Origin of the sequence: Nocardiopsis deserti, from assembly GCF_008638355.1 — a bacterium.
In the GTDB taxonomy this organism is placed as follows: Bacteria; Actinomycetota; Actinomycetes; order Streptosporangiales; family Streptosporangiaceae; genus Nocardiopsis; species Nocardiopsis alborubida.
Genome location: NZ_VWVS01000001.1, coordinates 13,517 through 29,226, shown reverse-complemented (window position 1 = coordinate 29,226; position 15,710 = coordinate 13,517). Strand labels below are relative to the sequence as shown.

Sequence of the window (15,710 nt, the reverse complement as noted above, 5' to 3'; positions counted from 1 at the left end):
CCCGGTCACCCGTCGTTATCGAGGGTACATACGCGGCCATAACACGACATGCGCCATGAACAACGTCACACCGCACCAGGACAACCAATCGTAGGTCAGCGTACTCCGCCATGCACGCAGAGTCCCCCAACCGCCCCCGCCGGAGGCGGACCGACACCCCATCCACGCCCATCCTGGGTTAGGCTTGGTCCGGTGACGGGGTAAGACATACCTGCGTCCGACCCATGGCTCCGTAGCTCAGGGGATAGAGCACCGCTCTCCTAAAGCGGGTGCCGCAGGTTCGAATCCTGCCGGGGCCGCGTCTGTGAACTGGGGTTCCTCCTTCGGGGAGGGACCCCAGAACGCTTTCCGGGGCCCGTTCTGGGCCGCGTTCCACAGCTCTCGTCACGCGGCGGCCCGCGCACCCGCGTGGGCCTTTCGCGGCGCGCACCCGTCCGGCCCCACCCGCTGGCGGCTACCGGCGGCCGACCTCCACCGTGGAACCCGCGACCAGCGCGGCCACCGTCCGCCGGATCCTGTCGCGGACCACGGACTCCTCCGCGCCGGTGAGCACGAGGTGGTGGACCGCGCCGACCACCGCCAGCGCCAGGGCCTCGGGGTCGGCGGTCCCGTGGAGGCGCCCCAGGCGCCGCTCCGCGCCGAGGTAGGCCGCGGCCTCGGCCTCGACCGCCTCCAGACCGGCCGTGCGGTCGCCGAGGACCGCGCGGACGCGTCCGGCCAGCTCCGGGCGGGAGACCATGAGCCTGGCCAGCGCCAGGAGGACCGTCGGCGGGGTCGCCAGCACGGCCTCGGCCAGGTTGTCCGCGACCGCGCCCGTACCGGCGCGCCCCGGCAGGGCCGCGGCCCCGGCACAGACCTGGAAGCCCCGATCGACGGCGTAGGCGGCCAGGAAGTCGTCGGTGTCCGCGAAGTGGGCGTACAGCAGCCCGGCGGCGACACCGGCCTCGCGTGTGACGGCCCGGCCGCTGAGCCCGCCGGGCCCCTCCCGGACGATCACCCGCTCGACCGCGGAGAAGAGCCGCTGCCTGAGTTCGGGGATGGCGACACCACGTGGCATGCCAGGAATTCTAGGCCCTCGACCGGCCCCGGCGCGGTCGTCCGCCGCACACCGGGCCACCGGCTTGCGTTCAGTATGAACACGTGCTCATACTTGTATGAACGCTTGCTCATACCAATCCCATGTGGCCCGGAGGTCGCGGTGACGAACGTCGAGGACGCTTCCCAGCGTGTCGGTGGCGGGGACGGCGGCCCGCCGCCGAGGCGGGCGGTGATCGTCGGCGCGGGCATCGCCGGTCTCGCCGCCGCGCTGCGGCTCCACCGGGCCGGTTGGGAGACGCTCGTGGTCGAGCGCTCCCCGGCCCGCCGCAGCGGCGGCTACATGGTGAACCTGGTCGGGTGGGGCTACGACGCCGCCGAGCGCCTCGGCCTCGTCCCCGCGCTGTCCGACAGCGACCTCGGCCTGTTCTCCACGGTCCTGGTGAGGGCCGACGGTCGGCGCAAGTTCGCCGTCCCTCCCGAGATCGCCAGGGCCGCCCTCGGCGACCGGGCGCTCACCGTGTTCCGGGGAGGCCTGGAGTCGGCACTGTACGAGGCCGTGCGCGAGACCGCGGTTCTCCGCTTCGGCACCACCGCGCTGGACGTGGCCCAGGACTCCGGCGGCGTCCGGGTCGGCCTCAGCGACGGCACCACCGAGCGCGCCGACCTGCTCGTCGGCGCCGACGGGCTGCACTCGGGCGTCCGCGCGGCCGTGTTCGGTCCCGAGGCGGACTTCCGCGTCGACCTGAACCACGTCGTGGGCGCGCTCCCGCTCGACCGGCTCCCTCCGGGCGTGCCGGAGGGAACCGGCACCACGTTCATCGGACCGAGGCGCACGGCGGCGGTCGTCAACCTCGGGCCGGGCCGGTCCTCGGCCTTCTTCACCTACCGCTGCGCGGACCCGGACGCCGAACTGGCGCGGGGACCCGCCCAGGCGCTCACCGCGGCGTTCGGCGACCTCGGCGGGGACGTGCCCGACGTGCTCCGCCAGCTGCGCGACGACCCGTCCGGCGCCTACTTCGACTCCGTCAGCCAGATCTCCATGGACAGGTGGAGCCGCGGCCGGGTCGTGCTGCTGGGCGACGCGGCCTGGTGCCCCTCCCTGTTCGCCGGGTACGGCGCGGCCCTCGCGCTCAGCGGCGCGGACCGGCTCGGCGACGCCCTGGAGCGGCACGGCGACGACGTCGCCGGGGCCCTGGCGCGGTGGGAGGCGGGACTGCGCCCCGAGACCCGCAAGCGGCAGGCACTCGCACGCCGGGGGACGCGTCAGTACGCCCCCTCCAGCCGCGCGCACGTGTGGATGAACGACCTGGCGATCCGGGCCGTCCTGCTCCCGGGCGTCCGCGGACTCGTCCAGCGCGGCATCCGGCGCGCCAGCAGGCAGTACGCCGCGACGGACGGGTGACGGAGGGCCGCGGCAGGCGGCAGGCGGCAGGACGCGGCGAACGGCTGGCAGCGGGCCTCGGTCCCCGATGTCTGGAAGACTGGCGCCGTCCGTTCCGCGGCGGCCCGTCCCCGACGGCGCCCGCCCCAGCCCCCCTCCTCCGGAAGCAGGGACACGTGTTCGAGAGGTTCACCACCAACGCGCGCCGGATCGTCGTGCGGGCCCAGGCCCAGGCCAAACACCTGCGCCACGACACCATCGACACCGACCACCTCCTGATGGGCCTGGCGTTGGAGGCCCAGAGCACCGGAGGCCGCTGCCTGACCGGACACGGCCTCGACGCCGAGGCGATCGAGCGCGTCTCGCTGGCGCTGCGCCCCTCGGGCGCCGTCGCGCCGGAGGGACACGTCCCCTTCACCGGCAGCGCGAAGAAGGCCCTGGAGAACTCGCTGCGCGAGGCCCTCGCCCTGAAGCGCAACTACATCGGGACCGAACACCTGCTGCTCGGGCTGATCCACGACCGCGAGTGCACCGCCGTCCGGATCCTGGCCGCCCTGGGCACCGACCCCGACGCGCTGCGCCGGACCACACTCGACGCGTCGGAGACGAACACCCCCTCCAGGAACACCGAAGGCGTGCTCGACCACCTCGGCGACACGGTGCGCACCGCCGTCGGCCTTGCGCGTTCGGAGGCCGTGGCGCACCGGCACGCCGAGATCGGCACCGAACACCTCCTGCTCGGCCTCCTCCACACCGGGCAGGACCGTGACGACGCCGTCCGGCTCATGCTCGAACACGGCGTCACCCTGCCCCTGGTCCTGCGCCGCGTCGACGAACTGGTCGGCCGCGGGCGGGCGGAGGCGCCCGCGGAGGTCAGGGTCCTGCCCTTCACCCCGTACGCCGGGCACGCCATGGAGCTGAGCCACCGGGAGCGCCTCACGCGGTCCCAGGGCGAGGTCACCGCCGCACACGTCCTGACCGGGATCCTCCGCGTGCCCGAGAGCACGGGCGCGCGGATCCTGACGGAGGCCGGGCTGGACGCCGACACGGCGCGCCAGCGGTTGTTCGGCGCGGCTCCGGAGCCGACCGGCCCGTGACCGGGCCCGGTGCGTCCGCGTCTCCCCTGGTCAACGGTGCCGGTTCCCCCACGTGTCGCCATGACACCGGGGGGCGGCTCGTCCGATCATGGAGCGGGAGCAGGTACCTGACGGGGGAGGTCACACGGATGGCGCACACGGAGCACTTCCGGGACGAGCGGTCGGAGGAACCGGACAGAACGCCCGTCCGGCAGCGGGGCGGCTCGCCCGCCGCCATCGCCGGGGCGCTCCACCGCACCCCGCACCCCGGCCCCCAGCACTGGGGCGGGCCCCGGCCCCGCAAGACGGACCCGGACCCGTTCTTCCCCAACCGGCTGGGGCCGCCGCCCACACGCCGCCGCCCCTGAGCGGGCGTCCGGCGGCGGTACGACCGTGGGGGCGCCTAGCGCCGCGGCCGGAGCACGTAGCCGACGTAGCCGTACTCGTGGCCGTGCTCCCGGTACACCGCGACCTCGCGGCGCAGTTCGGCGGCGGCCGCCGCGGCGTGCGGGTCGGCCGGGTCGGTCAGCGCGGCCCGCGCCTCCAGCGGGGCGTAGTACGCCTCCCAGTCGCTCGCCGGGAGCAGGTACGCGGTCGTGACGGTGTATCCGGCGGCCGTCGCCGCCGCCACGTTCTCGGCCGTGGTGCTCAGCGGGTACAGGGCGTCCCAGTAGGCCCGGGCCCCGGCCGACGGCTCGTCCGTGGTCCACCCGCACTCGGTGACCACCAGCGCCCCGTCGGGGGAGAGCAGACGGCGCCACGAGGCGAGCGCGTGCGCGAACCCGACGTTGTAGGCGGCGCCCTCACTCCACAGCAGGTCGAAGGACCCGTCCGCGAGGTCGTCCAGGTCGTCCATGGAGCCCGTCCGCGTGGTGACGCGGTCCGCGGCGCCCGCGGCCTCGGCGGCGGCCGCGAGGTCGGCCAGGAACGGCGGGTACAGGTCCACCGCGGTGATCCTCGCCCCCTCCAGCTCCCTCGCCAGGAGCAGCGAGGCCGCTCCGGTGCCGCTGCCCAGGTCCAGTACCCGCGGGCTCCGCGGCAGGGGGGACGCCAGGGAGAGCAGGAGGCGGGTGGTGGCGCGCGACCCGGGCCCCTGCCGCTCCTGGCCCTCGTGCAGGGCCAGTGCGGCCTTCAGGGACGGGTCGTCGAAGTCGGGTTCCATGCTCGCTCCGGTGCGCTGGAGGACGGGTGCACCGGTGAACGTAGCAGTTCGGCGCGGGTCTCGCGGGGGGAGGCGGCGCCCTCCCCCCGCCCCTCACAGGAAGGGCCGCCAGGGGGCCAGCACGGCCTCGCCGAACTTGGCGTACCAGGGGCGCTCCCGCCACTCGCACTCGGACAGCTCGCGGGCGTTGGCGAGGTCGTTGGCGAAGACCTCCTCCAGGTGCCCGGCCACGCCCTCGTCGAAGATCTCCACGTTGATCTCGTAGTTGCCCGTCAGGCTCAGCCGGTCCACGTTGGCGGTGCCGATCGTGGACCAGCGTCCGTCCACCGTCGCCGTCTTGGCGTGCACCATGGCGTTGCGGTACAGCCACAGGCGCACGCCGCCGCGCAGCAGCACCGAGTACTGGCTGCGGGAGATCCAGTCCGCGACGACGTGGTTGGACTCCTCCGGCACGAGGACGTTGACGTCCACGCCGCGCTCCACCGCGTCGACCAGGGCGCTCTGGAACTCCCGGTCGGGCATGAAGTAGGCCTGGGTGAACAGCACCCGCTCCTTGGCCCGGTCGATGGCCTCCAGGAACATCGCCCGGATGGGGTAGATGAGCATCTCGGGCACGTTGCGGTGCACGCGGAAGTGCGCGTCCCAGTCGGGGTCGCCGAAGTTCTCCAGCTCGGGCTGGAGCGGCCGCCGGTTCATGTTCCAGAAGTCGCTGAAGGCGTTCTCCAGCTCCCACACCGCCGGGCCGGTCACGCGCAGGTGGGTGTCGCGCCAGTCGGTGGCGTAGAGCGAGCCCACGTTGTACCCGCCGACGAAGCCCACCTCGCCGTCGACGGTGAGGATCTTGCGGTGGTCGCGGCCGGACTTGCGGATGTTCAGCAGCAGCACGCCGGGCCGGAAGGCCGGGTACTCCAGCACCCGGACGTTGGACGGGAAGCGGAAGAAGGACCGGGGCACCACCAGGTTCGCGAAGCCGTCGTAGATGACGTACACCTCGACGCCCCGGTCGGCCGCCTCGATGAGCGCGCGCTTGAACCGCTGGCCCACCCGGTCGTCCTTGACGATGTAGGACTCGAACAGGACGCGGCGCCGGGCTCCCCGGATCGCCGCGATCATGTCCTCGAACAGGTCCTCGCCGTAGGTGTACACGGTGGCCGTGGTCCCGCTGTCGCCGATCGGCAGCTCGGCGGGCGCCGTGCGGGGGAAGAAGGCCCGGCGCGGCCGCACCTTCCTGCGCCAGTGGTTGACCCCCATGAGGGTCGCGGCCACCGCGACCTGGGTGGTCACCAGCCCGACGAGCCCCCACTTGGCCACCGAGGTGATGGTGGAGCGTCGCACAGTCGCCTCCCGGGCAGGGACCTCCGCGGTGCCGGGCCCGACCGCGGACGCCCCTGGTACAAAGTGGACGTCAACCGTATCCCGGGGCACCGGCGGACGGCGGCGCGTCCGCCCCGTGTCCCCTGTGACACAGGACCCTCCCCCTACCCCCGTTCCCGGCGGCGGAACGCCACCAGCTCCGTGGTCGGGCTCTCACTGCGGCCCCGGACCAGGCGCCGCTCCAGCGGGTACAGCGCCGCACCCGCGAGCCACCCGGTCGGCGCGGTGAGGGTGGCCGCGCGCAGGGCCCCGCCCCACGCCTTGCGCCAGGGCGCGGGGGCGTCCACCTGGGCATTCATCAGCATGAGCATGGGCACCCGGCGGACCAGGTCGAACCCGGCCCGGTCCGCGGTGTCCGTGATCCACTCCAGGGTGCGGTTGACCTGGTGCTCGCCGCGCTGCTCGGGACGGCGGAGGCAGTTCTCGGAGACCACGAGGAGGCCGCCGGGGCGCAGCACCCGGGCGAACTCGCCCACGGCCCGGGTGTAGCGCTCGTCGTCGGTGATGTGGAAGAGCACGTCCATGCAGGACAGCGCGTCGAAGGAGTCGTCGTCGAAGGCGTCGAGGTCGGCGGCGTCCTGGCGGACGAACCGGTGGTCGGGGAACCTGCCGCGCAGGCGCTGCACGGCCGCGTCGGTCATGTCGCACCCGGTGACGTCACCGACGCCCATGCGCCCCCACAGGCGCACGTAGAAGCCGGTGCCGCTGCCCACGTCGAGGACGCTGGCGCCGGACCGGCCGGGGGTCAGCCGGGCGGCCTCGCGCAGGAACACCTCCTCGCGCACCTTGTACATCCACGTGTTGAAGGGGCGCCCCAGGGCCCGGTAGCCGACGCCGCTCTCGGTCCAGTCGCCTTCGAGACGGCGTTCCCAGAAGTCTCGCAGTTCGCTGTGCGTAGCCATGGGACCACTGTCACACCGCGCCCGCGGGAAGTCCCGCCGCAGCGCCGGAACGGCCCCGGCGAGCCGCGTGCGGCCGGTTTTCGGACATCCTGGCGTCCTCAAGGCGAAGGGCCGGATCTCGCGACCCCGACCGTCCGCCGCTCAGGGGACGCGGTGGGCGACCACGCGCTCCACGAACCCCAGCGCGGTCCGGTCGTGGTGGTCGACCGCGAACCCCGCGTCGACGGCCACGTGCCGGGGCAGCCGCCGGGGCCGGTCCCTGCGGGCCTCCAGCGCGCTCAGGGGCCAACGGGTGTACTCGATGTGGTCGACCAGCAGCAGGAGCCCGCCCGGCCGCAGGACGCGGCGCATCTCGGACAGGGCGCGGTACTGGTCGGGGATGGTGCACAGGGCGAGCGCGCACAGGACGGTGTCGAACTCCCCGTCGCCGAAGGGCAGGTCCTGCGCGTCGCCCTCGCACAGGGTGAAGCGCCCGTCCAGTCCGGCGGCCCGCTCCCGGGCCCTGGCCAGCATGCCGGGACTCAGGTCCACCCCGGTGACCTCCACCCCGTCCCGGTAGTAGGGCAGGTTCTGGCCGGTGCCCACGGCGACCTCCAGGACCCGGCCGCGCGCCCCGGCGCACAGCCTGGCGCGGGTGCGGCCGAGCACGGCCCTCTGTACCCTCGCGCCGCGGTCGTAGCCCCGCGCCATCCGGTCCCACTCGCCGCGCACACGCTCGGTCCGCTCGTCCACGGTGTCCTCCCTCAGTTCGGTTCCTTGACCGGAGCCCCAGTGTGGAAGTTAATGTCCACATGAAGTCAAGCGAGTCGGAGCTGTCCATCGGCGAACTGGCCGAACCCTTCGGACTGGCCGCCCACGTGCTGCGGCACTGGGAGTCGGTCGGCGTCCTGGAGCCGTCCCGCCGCGTGGGGGGCCAGCGCCGGTACACGCCGGAGCAGCGCCTGCGGGTGGCGCTGGTGCTGCGCGCCCAGGAGGCAGGGTTCAGCCTGGAGCAGATCCGCGAGCTGTTCGGCGCCGAGGACGGGGCGGCACGACGCGAGCGCCTGACCGAACACCTGGCGCGGCTGGACGAGCGCATGGCCCGGCTGCGGGCGGTCCGCGACATGGTGGCGCACACGCTCTCCTGCGAGGCGCCGGACATCCTGGAGTGCCCGACCATGAGGGCGGTGCTGGAGGAGACCTCGGTTTCGGAGTGCGCTGCCATGCATGACCGCACACACCCTCCGAGTCTCCGGGAGTCCCCTTGACCTTCAACGACCACCTGACCGAGTTCGCCGGACTGCCCGTCGCGAGCTACCCGGAGGCCCGTCGCCTGGAAAAGCACGGGGGGACCACCGCTCCCGATGTCCGTTCTCCGGAGCGGGACGGCCTGGCCGACCCCGGGTCGGTGGCCTGGCGGTTGGACCGGCACGGCGTCGGGGACGACGACCCCCGGGCCCACCTGGAGGGTTTCCTGGAGTTCGTCGGCGCCCCGGCCGCGGTCCGCGCCCTCGTGGTCGGCGATCTGCTGGAGGAATTCGAGGTGGAGTCCTCCGACGCCGTCCGCGACGCCCTCGCGGAGCTCGCTCCGCGCCTGCCCGGCCTGCGCTCCCTCTTCTACGCCGACCTGACCTTCGAGGAGTGCGAGGCGTCGTGGATCGAGCACGGGAACCTGTCCTCAATGGTGACCGCCCTCCCCGGTCTGGCCGAGTTCGCGGTGCGCGGCACCATCCGCCTGAGCCTGGAGGCGCTGGAGCACGACGGGCTGCGCCGCCTCACCCTCCAAGGCGGAGGACTGCCCGCGGGGCTCACCCGCGAGGTCGTCTCCGCTCGGCTCCCCGCCCTGGAGCACCTGGAGCTGTGGCTGGGGGTGAAGGACTACGAGGGCGACACCACGGCGGAGGACCTCGCGCCGGCGCTGTCCGGCGAGGCCTTCCCCGGGCTGCGCTCGCTGGGCCTGCGCAACGCCGAGCACACGGGCGCCTGGGTGCGGGTCCTCGCCGAGGCACCGGTCACCTCCCGCCTGCACACCCTGGACCTGTCCCTGGGAACCCTGCGCGACGAGGACGTCCCGCCCCTGGTGGAGTCGCCCGTGTTCCGCGGGCTCCGAAGGCTGGACCTGCGCCGCCACTACCTGTCCGAGGAGGCGGAGAAGGAGGTCCGCGCGGTGTTCACCCGAGCCGGGGTGGAGGTGGACCTGTCCGAACGCGGGAAGCCGGACGTCTGGGGGAGCGGCGCCGTGTACTACCCGGCGGTCTCGGAGTAGTCCCGGAAACCGCCGGGGAGCCTCCGGGCCGCTCGGACGCGGGTGACCCGGGGACGTCGGAGCGCACTGGTAGGTATGGACGCACACCCTCCGAGAGACCGGGAGTCCCCTTGGCCTTCGACACCCACCTGACCGAGTTCGCCGGACTGCCCGTCGTGGAGTACCGCTCCTCAGAGGGGTGGACGCGGGAGGCGGAGAAGGAGCGCGAAAGGGCGGAGCGGCTGGGCCGGAGCTTCGCCGGCCCCGGCCCCTACCCGCCCCCGGCACTGGCCGCGGCCCTGGCCGACCCCGGGTCGGTGGCCTGGCGCCTCAGCGACGATGAGGAGCCCCTGGACGACTACCGGCGGTTCATCGCGCAGGTGGACCAGGACCGGGTCGCCGCCGTCGTGCTCGGGGACATGCGGGAGACCTTCTCCGTGCAGTGTCCCGACCCCCTCAAGCGCGCCCTCCTGGAGGTGGCGCCGGACCTGACCGGGCTGCGCTCCCTCTTCTACTGCGACGTGACCTACGAGCAGATCGAGGCCTCGTGGATCGAACTGGGCGACATGGCCCCGGTCCTGGACGCCCTCCCCCGGCTGACCGAGTTCGCGGTGCGCGGCACGGGCGACATGAGCCTGCACGTGCCCCGGCACGACTCGCTGCGCCGCCTCACCCTCCAGGGCGGAGGACTGCCCGCGAAGCTCACCCGCGAGACCGTCTCGTCCGGGCTGCCGAACCTGGAGCACCTGGAGCTGTGGCTGGGCGTGGAGAACTACGGGGGCGACACCACCCCGGAGGACCTCGCCCCGGTGCTGTCCGGCGAGGCCTTCCCCCGGCTGCGGTCGCTGGGGCTGCGCAACGCCGAGCACACCGACGACTGGGTTCCGGTCCTCGCCGGGGCCCCCGTCACCTCGCGCCTGCACACCCTGGACCTGTCCCTGGGCACCCTCACCGACAAGGGCGCGCGGGCCCTGGTCGAGGCCGCACCCGCGTTCGGGCACCTGAAGCGGCTCGACCTGCACCGCCACTACCTGTCCGAGGAGATGAGCGAGCACGTCCAGGCCGCCTTCGCCGCGACCGGTGTGGACGTGGACCTGTCCGACCGCGAGGTCGACAGCGACTGGGAGAGCGAGAACTTCGACTACGACTCGGCCGGCTACTACGCGGCCGTCACCGAGTAGGGCCCGCACCGTCCGTTGTGTCGCCCCGGGCTGCTAGATATGTTCCTGCCCGAAACCCCGAGGTAGGAGCCCCCCGATGCTGAACAACCACCACGTCACCGAGTTCGCGGGCCTGCCCGTGGTCGAGTTCCCCGCGGTCGAGACCGAGGAGGCCGGCACCTACTCCGAGGAGCCCGCCCAGTCCCCCGAGGAGCTGGCCGCGGCGATCGCCGACCCCGGCTCGGTGGCGTGGCGGCTGCGCGTCTCGTCGGTCTACCCCGCCGAGGACTTCGGGGACTACTTCGCCCGGTTCCTCGCGGCCGTGGACACCGGTCAGATCCGGGCCCTGATCATCGGCGGCTGGGGCGACTTCGAGGAGGAGCCGCCCTCGACCGTCCCGCGCGACGCGCTCATCGGCAGCGCCGACGCGTTCCCCCGGCTGCGTGCGCTGTTCTTCGGCGAGATCCTCCAGGAGGAGTACGAGATCTCCTGGATCCACCAGACCGACCTGGCGCCCCTGGTCGCGGCGTTCCCCCGGTTGGAGGAGCTGACCGTGCGCGGCACCGGAGACCCCTACTTGGGCGACGGCAAGCTGGAGATGGCCCTGGCCGAGCACACCGGCCTGCGGACCCTGGTCCTCCAGAGCGGCGGCCTGCCCGGCCAGGTCTCGCGCGAGGTCGCCGCCTCGCCGCTGCCCGCGCTGGAGAACCTCGAACTGTGGCTGGGTGTGGAGAACTACCGGGGTGACACCGCCCCGGACGACCTGGCGCGGGTGCTCTCCGGCGAGGCCTTCCCCGAGCTGCGCCACCTGGGCCTGCGCAACGCCGAGGACGTCGACGACTGGATCCCCGTTCTGGCCCAGGCCCCCGCCCTGGCCTCCCTGGAGGTCCTGGACCTGTCCCTGGGCGTCCTCACCGACAAGGGCGGACAGGCCCTGGTGGAGGCCGCGTCCGCGTTCGCGGGGCTGCGCCGCCTGGACCTGCACCACCACTACCTGTCCGAGGAGACGCAGGCGCGCGTCCGCGAGGCCCTGCCCGGTGTGGAGGTCGACCTGTCCGAGCACCGGGAACCGTACACCCACGGGGACAGGGTGTACTACTTCACCGCGGTCTCCGAATGACCCCCGAACGCCCCCTGGTCGTCGTGGGGGTCCCCGGCCACCGGCGCCTGGAGCTGTTCGGCGCCGCGGCCGAGGCCCGCGGTCTTCCCGGACCGGTGGTCGTGCCGTGGCGCGCGCTGGCCTCCGGGCCGGTGGAGCTGCCGGAGGACGCCGTGGTCCGGGTGGACTCGCCGGGTGGCGACGCGGAGACCGAGCGCCTGCTGCGGGGCTGGGAGCACACCCCCGACCTGTACCGGGCCGAGGGCACCGGCGACCAGCACGCCGGGTTCCGGGCCGCGCTGGACCGGCTCGCGGAAGCGGTGCGCGTCACGCCGGGCGCGGCCCTGCTCCAGGAGCCCGCGGACCTGGTGGACATGTGCGACAAGCGGCGCTGCCACGCCCGTCTGGCGGCGGCCGGGGTGCCGGTGCCGCCCGCCCTGCCCGGGCCGGTCACCGGCTACGCGTCGCTGCGGGCGGCGATGGACGCCCACCGCTGGCCGCGGGTGTTCGTCAAGCCCGCGCACGGCTCCTCGGCCTCCGGCGTGGTGGCGCTGGCCACCGCCTCCGGCGGGCGGATCCGCGCGGTCACTTCGGCCGACCTGGTCCGGGGCGCCGACGGGTCCGCGGAGCTGTACAACAGCCTGCGGCTGCGCACCTACACCAGCGAGGAGGACGTCGCGGCGGTGGTGGACGCCCTGGCCCCCGACCACCTGCACGTGGAGCGGTGGGTGCCCAAGGCGGGGTTCGCGGGCAAGGCCGTGGACCTGCGCGTGGTGGTGGTCGCGGGCCGGGCCGCCCACGTCGTGGTGCGCTCCTCGTCCTCACCCATGACCAACCTGCACCTGGGCAACGCCCGGGGCGACCTGGCGGCCCTGCGGGAGTCGGTCGGCCCGCACGCCTGGGCGCGGGCCATGGCCACCGCCGAGGCCGCCGCCGCGTGCTTCCCGCGCACCCTGCACGCCGGGGTGGACCTGCTGGCCTCCCCCGGGTGGCGGGAGTTCGCCGTGTGCGAGGTCAACGCCTTCGGCGACCTGCTCCCCGGCGTCCTGCACGAGGGCCGCGACACCTACGCCGAGCAACTGCACGCCCTGGCCACCGGACGTTTCCCCGTCCCCTTCCCCGTCCCCGAACCCGAGAGCGCATGAACAGCACCGCACCCGACATGAACGCCGTGGTGGGCACGCACGACATCCTGCTGCTCACCCTGGACACCCTCCGCCACGACGTGGCCGCCGAACTGGCCGAGGCGGGCCGCACCCCGAACCTGGCCCGCCTGCTGCCGGGCGGGCGGTGGGAGCGCAGGCACGCGCCCGCGAGCTTCACCTACGCCTCCCACCTGGCGATGCTCGCCGGGTTCCTGCCCACCCCCGCCTCTCCGGGGCCGCACCCGCGCCTGTTCGCCGCCGCGTTCCCCGGCAGCGTGTCCACCGCGCCCGGCACCTGGACCTTCGACGCTCCGGACCTGGCCTCCGGGCTGGCCCGGGCCGGCTACCACACGGCCTGCGTGGGGGGCACGGGCTTCTTCAACCGGCGGTCGGCGGTGGGCTCGGTCATCCCGGACATGTTCGCCGAGAGCCACTGGGAGGAGTCCTTCGGCGTGACCGACCCCCGCTCCTTCGAGCACCAGGTGGCGTGCGCCGCCCGGATCGCCGGGGAGCGCCCCGCGGACCAGCCGCTGTTCCTGCTGCTCAACGTGTCGGCGCTGCACCAGCCCAACTGGTTCCACCTGCCCGGGGCCGTCCGGGAGGACGGCGACACCAGGCGCAGCCACGCCGCGGCCCTGGAGTACGTGGACCGACACCTGCCGCCGCTGCTGGCCGCGATGTCGGCCCGCCGCCCCTGCTTCGCGATCGTGTGCTCCGACCACGGCACCGCCTACGGGGAGGACGGCTACACCGGCCACCGGATCGGCCACGAGACCGTGTGGACGGTCCCCTACGCCCACGCGTTCCTGCCCCGGGGACGCACCGCTCCCGCCGACGCCCAGGAGGCGACCGCGTGACCACCGCACTGACCCCGCGCCCCGAACCGGTGCGCGCCGACTCCCCCTACCAGTCCTACGTCTACGCCTACCCGCACAAGAGCGCCTACCGGCCCTTCACCGAGCGCCCCGCGCTCGCCGACCTGTGGCGCGGCGAGGACGTCGGCGCGCTGTCGCTGTACGCGCACATCCCGTTCTGCGAGATGCGCTGCGGGTTCTGCAACCTGTTCACCCGCTCCACTCCCCCGGCCGAGCAGGTCACCGCCTACCTGGACGCGCTGGAGCGGCAGGCGGAGGCGGTGGCCGGGGCGCTGCCGGAGGGCGCCGCCTTCGCCCGGGCCGCCCTGGGCGGCGGCACCCCCACCTACCTGACCGCCGAGGAGCTCACCCGGGTCTACGACCTCACCGAGCGCGCGTTCGGGGTGGACCTGTCGGCGGTCCCGGTGTCGGTGGAGACCTCCCCGGCCACGGCCACGCCCGACCGGCTGGCGGTGCTCGACGCGCGCGGCGCCACCCGGATCAGCATGGGTGTGCAGAGCTTCCTGGACTCCGAGGCGCACGCGGCCGGGCGTCCGCAGAAGCGCGCCGAGGTGGACCGGGCGCTGGCCGCGATCCGCGAGCACGCCTCGGCCGACCTCAACCTGGACCTCATCTACGGCATCGACCGCCAGGACGCCCGCACCTGGGCCTACTCCCTGGACACGGCGCTGGAGTGGGAGCCGGAGGAGGTCTACCTGTACCCGCTGTACGTGCGTCCGCTCACCGGGCTGGGCCGCCGCGCACGCGCGTGGGACGACCACCGGCTGGGCCTGTACCGCCAGGGCCGCGACCACCTGCGCGAACGCGGCTACGAGCAGGTGTCCATGCGCATGTTCCGGCGGGCGGACGCCCCGGCGGCGCAGGGGCCGGACCACTCCTGCCAGACCGACGGCATGGTGGGACTGGGCTGCGGGGCCCGCTCCTACACCTCCGCCGCGCACTACTCCTTCGACTACGCCGTGGGCGTGGGGCAGGTGCGGTCGATCATCGCCGACTACACGGGCCGCGACCGGGCCGACTTCGCCCGGGCCGAGGTGGGGTTCGACATGGACGGGGACGAGCGGCGCCGCCGCCACCTGCTCCAGTCGCTGCTGCTCGCGGAGGGGATGGACACCGCCGCCTACGCCGAGCGGTTCGGCTCCCGCCCCGAGGAGGACTTCGCCGCGACCCTGGCGGTACTCGACGGGCGCGGCTGGCTGGAGCGCGACGGTGCGCCGGACCTGCTGCGGCTGACCCCGGAGGGGCTCGCCCACTCCGACGCGGTGGGTCCGATGTTCTTCTCCGCCGGGGTGGCGGCGCTGATGGCCGACTACGAGGCCCGGTGAGCGCGGTGACCCCCTCCTCCCCGGCCTCGGGCCCCGCGCTCCCGTCGCACCTGACCCTGCTCTACCGCGGTCCGCTGGCCAGCTGCGACTACGACTGCCCGTACTGCCCCTTCGCCAAGCGGCGCGACAACCCCGAGACGCTGCGCGCCGACCGCGCCGCGCTGGAGCGCTTCACCGACTGGGTGGCCGCGCTGGAGGCGGAGCACCCCGGCACCCGGGTCTCGGTGCTGTTCACCCCGTGGGGCGAGGGGCTGGTGCGGTCCTGGTACCGGACCGCGATCACCCGGCTCAGCCACCTGCCGCACGTGGAACGGGTGGCCATCCAGACCAACCTGAGCGGACGCCTGGGCTGGCTGGCCGACTGCGACCCCGGCACCGCCGCGCTGTGGACCACCTACCACCCCGGCCAGGTGACCCATGAGCGCTTCCTGGCCAAGGCGCGCGAGCTGGTCGGCATGGGGGTGCGGTTCAGCGTCGGCGTGGTCGGCGAACCGGAGCACCTCGCGGCGGCCCGGCGGATGCGCGCCGACCTGCCCGAGCAGGTGTACCTGTGGGTGAACGCCGCCGAGGGCCGGACCTACACCGACGCGGAGGCCGCGCGGTGGCAGGCCCTGGACCCCCACTTCCACTACAGCCGCAGCCCCCACCCCAGCCGGGGTCTGCCCTGCCGTACCGGTGACACTGTGCTGTCCGTGGACGGGGACGGCGACGTGCGCCGGTGCCACTTCGTGGACACCCCGATGGGCAACCTCTACGACGGCTCGTTCGCCGCCCGACTCGGCCCCCGCGCGTGCCCGCTGACCAGCTGCGACTGTCACATCGGCTACGTCCACCTTGAGTCCCTGGACCTGTACGACGTGTTCCGGGGCGGGGTGGTGGAACGGGTCCCCGCCGCCTTCGGCTCCCCGCTCCCTCTCGTGTGAGACGGGTCAAAACCGCTTCGCAACGT

The 15,710-nt window shown here is 73.9% G+C and carries 16 protein-coding genes and 1 tRNA gene; 12 read left to right on the top strand and 5 right to left on the bottom strand.

All coding sequences use genetic code 11. From position 1 onward, the window contains the following. Positions 1-226: 226 nt before the first annotated feature. Positions 227-299: transfer RNA gene (locus FYW99_RS09840), tRNA-Arg, on the top strand. Positions 300-454: 155 nt separating this feature from the next. Here the strand turns inward: FYW99_RS09840 and FYW99_RS09835 are convergent. Beyond that, positions 455-1,057: a TetR family transcriptional regulator gene (locus FYW99_RS09835; protein WP_150251734.1), complete on the bottom strand. Its 603-nt coding sequence runs from the start codon at positions 1,055-1,057 to the stop codon at positions 455-457. A 141-nt stretch (positions 1,058-1,198) separates the two neighbouring features. Here FYW99_RS09835 and FYW99_RS09830 point away from each other — a divergent pair, with 141 nt between their 5' ends. The 3 genes from FYW99_RS09830 (at position 1,199) to FYW99_RS09820 (ending at position 3,863) form a co-directional block, all read left to right on the top strand. Next, positions 1,199-2,440, top strand: a complete 1,242-nt coding sequence (locus FYW99_RS09830; protein WP_150251733.1) for an FAD-dependent oxidoreductase — start codon at positions 1,199-1,201, stop codon at positions 2,438-2,440. A gap of 155 nt (positions 2,441-2,595) precedes the next feature. Then, positions 2,596-3,516: a Clp protease N-terminal domain-containing protein gene (locus FYW99_RS09825; RefSeq protein ID WP_190394612.1), complete on the top strand. Its 921-nt coding sequence runs from the start codon at positions 2,596-2,598 to the stop codon at positions 3,514-3,516. A 128-nt stretch (positions 3,517-3,644) separates the two neighbouring features. Then, a complete protein-coding gene (locus FYW99_RS09820) occupies positions 3,645-3,863 on the top strand; it encodes a calcium-binding protein (RefSeq protein WP_150251731.1) in 219 nt (72 codons plus the stop codon). Between the two features lie 35 nt (positions 3,864-3,898). Here the strand turns inward: FYW99_RS09820 and FYW99_RS09815 are convergent, their stop codons facing one another. From FYW99_RS09815 to FYW99_RS09800, 4 genes are all read right to left on the bottom strand, one after another. Then, positions 3,899-4,657: a class I SAM-dependent methyltransferase gene (locus tag FYW99_RS09815; RefSeq protein ID WP_150251730.1), complete on the bottom strand. Its 759-nt coding sequence runs from the start codon at positions 4,655-4,657 to the stop codon at positions 3,899-3,901. Positions 4,658-4,750: 93 nt separating this feature from the next. Next, positions 4,751-5,992 (bottom strand): phospholipase D-like domain-containing protein, encoded by a 1,242-nt coding sequence (locus FYW99_RS09810; protein ID WP_150251729.1) that lies wholly within the window; start codon positions 5,990-5,992, stop codon positions 4,751-4,753. A 143-nt stretch (positions 5,993-6,135) separates the two neighbouring features. Further along, a complete protein-coding gene (locus FYW99_RS09805; RefSeq protein ID WP_017563928.1) occupies positions 6,136-6,933 on the bottom strand; it encodes a class I SAM-dependent methyltransferase in 798 nt (265 codons plus the stop codon). Positions 6,934-7,074: 141 nt separating this feature from the next. Beyond that, on the bottom strand, positions 7,075-7,665 hold the full coding sequence (locus FYW99_RS09800) for a class I SAM-dependent methyltransferase (protein WP_150251728.1): 591 nt from the start codon (positions 7,663-7,665) through the stop codon (positions 7,075-7,077). Positions 7,666-7,724: 59 nt separating this feature from the next. Here FYW99_RS09800 and FYW99_RS09795 point away from each other — a divergent pair, with 59 nt between their 5' ends. The 8 genes from FYW99_RS09795 to FYW99_RS09760 all read left to right on the top strand — a co-directional run bounded on the left by FYW99_RS09795 (position 7,725) and on the right by FYW99_RS09760 (position 15,684). Next, complete coding sequence (locus FYW99_RS09795; protein WP_150251727.1) at positions 7,725-8,180, top strand: MerR family transcriptional regulator; 456 nt, start codon at positions 7,725-7,727, stop codon at positions 8,178-8,180. After that, positions 8,177-9,178, top strand: coding sequence for an STM4015 family protein (locus FYW99_RS09790; RefSeq protein WP_150251726.1), 1,002 nt, complete (start codon positions 8,177-8,179; stop codon positions 9,176-9,178). Before FYW99_RS09795 ends, FYW99_RS09790 begins: the two co-directional genes overlap by 4 nt. 110 nt (positions 9,179-9,288) lie before the next feature. Further along, a complete protein-coding gene (locus FYW99_RS09785; RefSeq protein WP_150251725.1) occupies positions 9,289-10,338 on the top strand; it encodes an STM4015 family protein in 1,050 nt (349 codons plus the stop codon). A gap of 76 nt (positions 10,339-10,414) precedes the next feature. After that, entirely contained in the window at positions 10,415-11,437 is a 1,023-nt protein-coding gene (locus tag FYW99_RS09780) for an STM4015 family protein (protein WP_150251724.1), read from the top strand. Then, the gene (locus tag FYW99_RS09775; RefSeq protein ID WP_150251723.1) at positions 11,434-12,561 is read left to right on the top strand and encodes an STM4014 family protein; all 1,128 of its coding nucleotides are present in this window, start codon (positions 11,434-11,436) and stop codon (positions 12,559-12,561) included. The genes FYW99_RS09780 and FYW99_RS09775 overlap by 4 nt, the downstream gene beginning before the upstream one ends. Then, positions 12,558-13,418, top strand: a complete 861-nt coding sequence (locus FYW99_RS09770) for an STM4013/SEN3800 family hydrolase (RefSeq protein ID WP_150251722.1) — start codon at positions 12,558-12,560, stop codon at positions 13,416-13,418. Before FYW99_RS09775 ends, FYW99_RS09770 begins: the two co-directional genes overlap by 4 nt. Then, positions 13,415-14,761 carry an STM4012 family radical SAM protein gene (locus tag FYW99_RS09765; RefSeq protein ID WP_150251721.1) on the top strand — a complete coding sequence of 449 codons (1,347 nt, stop codon included), beginning with the start codon at positions 13,415-13,417 and terminating at the stop codon, positions 14,759-14,761. Before FYW99_RS09770 ends, FYW99_RS09765 begins: the two co-directional genes overlap by 4 nt. Then, positions 14,758-15,684 (top strand): STM4011 family radical SAM protein, encoded by a 927-nt coding sequence (locus FYW99_RS09760; protein WP_150251720.1) that lies wholly within the window; start codon positions 14,758-14,760, stop codon positions 15,682-15,684. Before FYW99_RS09765 ends, FYW99_RS09760 begins: the two co-directional genes overlap by 4 nt. Positions 15,685-15,710: the final 26 nt, after the last annotated feature.

What these genes read in the sequence shown, in the direction of transcription:
- FYW99_RS09815 (WP_150251730.1), bottom strand. Translation starts at nt 4,657, where the DNA reads ATGGAACCCGACTTCGACGACCCGTCCCTGAAGGCCGCACTGGCCCTG.
- FYW99_RS09835 (WP_150251734.1), bottom strand. Translation starts at nt 1,057, where the DNA reads ATGCCACGTGGTGTCGCCATCCCCGAACTCAGGCAGCGGCTCTTCTCC.
- FYW99_RS09795 (WP_150251727.1), top strand. Translation starts at nt 7,725, where the DNA reads ATGAAGTCAAGCGAGTCGGAGCTGTCCATCGGCGAACTGGCCGAACCC.
- FYW99_RS09770 (WP_150251722.1), top strand. Translation starts at nt 12,558, where the DNA reads ATGAACAGCACCGCACCCGACATGAACGCCGTGGTGGGCACGCACGAC.
- FYW99_RS09820 (WP_150251731.1), top strand. Translation starts at nt 3,645, where the DNA reads ATGGCGCACACGGAGCACTTCCGGGACGAGCGGTCGGAGGAACCGGAC.
- FYW99_RS09775 (WP_150251723.1), top strand. Translation starts at nt 11,434, where the DNA reads ATGACCCCCGAACGCCCCCTGGTCGTCGTGGGGGTCCCCGGCCACCGG.
- FYW99_RS09805 (WP_017563928.1), bottom strand. Translation starts at nt 6,933, where the DNA reads ATGGCTACGCACAGCGAACTGCGAGACTTCTGGGAACGCCGTCTCGAA.
- FYW99_RS09780 (WP_150251724.1), top strand. Translation starts at nt 10,415, where the DNA reads ATGCTGAACAACCACCACGTCACCGAGTTCGCGGGCCTGCCCGTGGTC.